This is a genomic window from Mycobacterium sp. TH-M11, from assembly GCF_057473725.1.
This window is the reverse complement of record NZ_JBYCLD010000436.1, coordinates 1-2,487: the sequence shown is the minus strand read 5'-3', so window position 1 is coordinate 2,487 and position 2,487 is coordinate 1. Positions and strand designations below refer to the sequence as shown.

Annotated in this window: 2 protein-coding genes and 1 pseudogene; 1 reads left to right on the top strand and 2 read right to left on the bottom strand. The window is 67.0% G+C overall.

The annotated features are described in order from the left end of the window. A partial coding sequence (locus tag AC2VOG_RS17100; protein WP_486941044.1) for an aspartate-semialdehyde dehydrogenase occupies positions 1–527 on the bottom strand: 527 nt, incomplete at its 3' end. Next, complete coding sequence (locus AC2VOG_RS17095; protein ID WP_486941043.1) at positions 528–1,793, bottom strand: aspartate kinase; 1,266 nt, start codon at positions 1,791–1,793, stop codon at positions 528–530. Positions 1,794–2,071: 278 nt separating this feature from the next. Here AC2VOG_RS17095 and AC2VOG_RS17090 point away from each other — a divergent pair. After that, positions 2,072–2,487: pseudogene (locus AC2VOG_RS17090) on the top strand (2-isopropylmalate synthase); the annotation flags it as partial.

Sequence of the window (2,487 nt, the reverse complement as noted above, 5' to 3'; positions counted from 1 at the left end):
ATGACGGCGCGGGCCTGCTCGGCCAGCTCGGACACCCCGGCCAGGCCGCTGCCGGAGACGGCCTGGTAGCTCGAGACCACCAGGCGGACCAGCTGGGCCTCGTCGTGCAGCACTTTGAGCACCGGCATCGCGGCCATCGTGGTGCAGTTGGGGTTGGCGATGATGCCCTTCGGCCGGTTCTTCGCGTCAGCGAAATTCACCTCGGACACCACCAGCGGAACGTCGTCGTCTTTGCGGAACGCCGACGAGTTGTCGATTACGGTCACGCCCGCCGCGGCGAACCGCGGGGCCTGAACCCGCGACATCGTCGCGCCCGCGGAGAACAACGCGATGTCCAGCCCGGTCGGGTCGGCGGTTTCGGCGTCCTCGACCTCGATTTCCTGGCCGCGAAATCCCAGCTTGCGACCCTGCGAGCGGGCCGAGGCGAAGAACCGCACGTCGGTCGCCGGGAAGTCACGCTCTTCGAGCAGTTTGCGCATCACCTGGCCCACCTGGCCGGTGGCGCCGACTACCCCGATCGCAACCATTTAACGTCCTGTCCCCGCATACACCGTGGCCTCCTCGGCGCCGCCGAGGCCGAATGCTTCGTGTAACGCGACGACGGCCTTGTCCAGTTCGGTGTCGCGGCACAGCACCGAGATCCGGATCTCGGAGGTGGAGATCAGGTCGATGTTGACGCCGACTTCGGCCAGCGCCTCGCAAAACGTGGCGGTGACCCCCGGGTGGCTGCGCATGCCGGCGCCGATCAATGACACCTTGCCGATGTGATCATCGTAAAGCACCTGGCTGAAGCCGATTTCGGTCTTCATCGCGTCCAGCTTGGCCACCGCGGCCGGCCCGGCATCGCGGGGGCAGGTGAAGGTGATGTCGGTCTTGCCGTTCTCGATCTTGGAGACGTTCTGCAGCACCATGTCGATGTTGACGTCGGCGTCGGCGACAGCGCGGAAGATCTTCGCGGCGTAGCCGGGGTGGTCCGGGATGCCGGTCACGGTGACCTTGGCCTCGCTGCGGTCGTGGGCGACGCCGGTCAGGATGGGTTCTTCCATGGGTATGTCCTCAATCGATCCGGTGACGATGGTGCCCGGTCTGTCCGAATACGACGAGCGGACGTGCACCGGAATGTTGTAGCGGCGAGCGTATTCCACGCAGCGAAGCATCAGGACCTTCGCCCCGCAGGCCGCCATTTCGAGCATCTCCTCGAAGGTGACGGTGTCCAGCCGCCGGGCGTTGGAGACGATGCGGGGGTCGGCGCTGAAGATACCGTCCACATCGGTGTAGATCTCGCACACGTCGGCGTGCAGCGCGGCAGCCAGCGCGACCGCAGTGGTGTCCGAGCCGCCGCGGCCCAATGTCGTAACGTCGCGGGTGTCCTGGCTGACGCCCTGGAACCCGGCGACCAGCACGATCCGGCCCTCGTCGAGGGCGGCCCGCAGCCGCGTCGGGGTGACGTCGATGATCTTGGCCTTGCCGTGGGCACCGGTGGTGATGACGCCGGCCTGCGAGCCGGTGAAGGAGCGGGCCTGCGCGCCCAGCGACTCGATGGCCATCGCGACCAGCGCGTTGGAGATCCGCTCACCGGCGGTCAACAGCATGTCCAGTTCGCGCGCCGGGGGCGCCGGGCAGACCTGCTGGGCCAGATCAAGCAGGTTGTCGGTGGTGTCGCCCATCGCCGACACCACGACGACGACATCGTTACCCTGCTTCTTGGCCTCGACGATGCGCTCGGCGACGCGACGGATCCGGTCGGCGTCGGCCACCGACGATCCGCCGTATTTCTGCACGACGAGCGCCACGTCGATCCTCTCAGGGGGTGGGTTACGGGGTCCGATTCAGGATAGAGGGCGGTCAGGGTCCGTTGACTCTGCGTCCCGTGCGACAAAGTGCGAGTGGACCGCGCCGTGAACGCAAGGTCAACGTGTAAGCTGATGCGCGTGCAGCGGGTGTTCCTTCTCGGACGCCGCGACGGGGTCTGATCCAGACCGGCTTCCCGTCGCGGGTATTCGCGATGCGCCGGTCTACGAATCTTGAGAGGCCCATCTCGGGCCCGCCCTCGAAAACCGGAGCAACCACCGTGAGCAGCATTTCCAAGCCGTCGGCCGAATCCCCCGACGCATTCGCCTCCAACCGAACCATCATCCGACCCGCGGGTCCGCCCAATCCCGGCCAGCCCCGGTGGAACACCCAGCGCGGGTCGTCCATGCCGGTCCACCGGTACCGACCGTTCGCCGACGAGGTCGAGCCGATTCGCCTGCCGGACCGCACCTGGCCCGACACGGTCATCGATCGGGCGCCGCAGTGGTGCGCGGTCGACTTGCGGGACGGCAACCAGGCACTGATCGACCCGATGAGCCCGGCGCGCAAGCGCCGCATGTTCGAATTGCTGGTCCGCATGGGCTACAAGGAGATCGAGGTCGGGTTCCCGTCGGCCAGCCAGACCGACTTCGATTTCGTTCGCGAGATCATCACCGAGGGCGCCATTCCCGACGA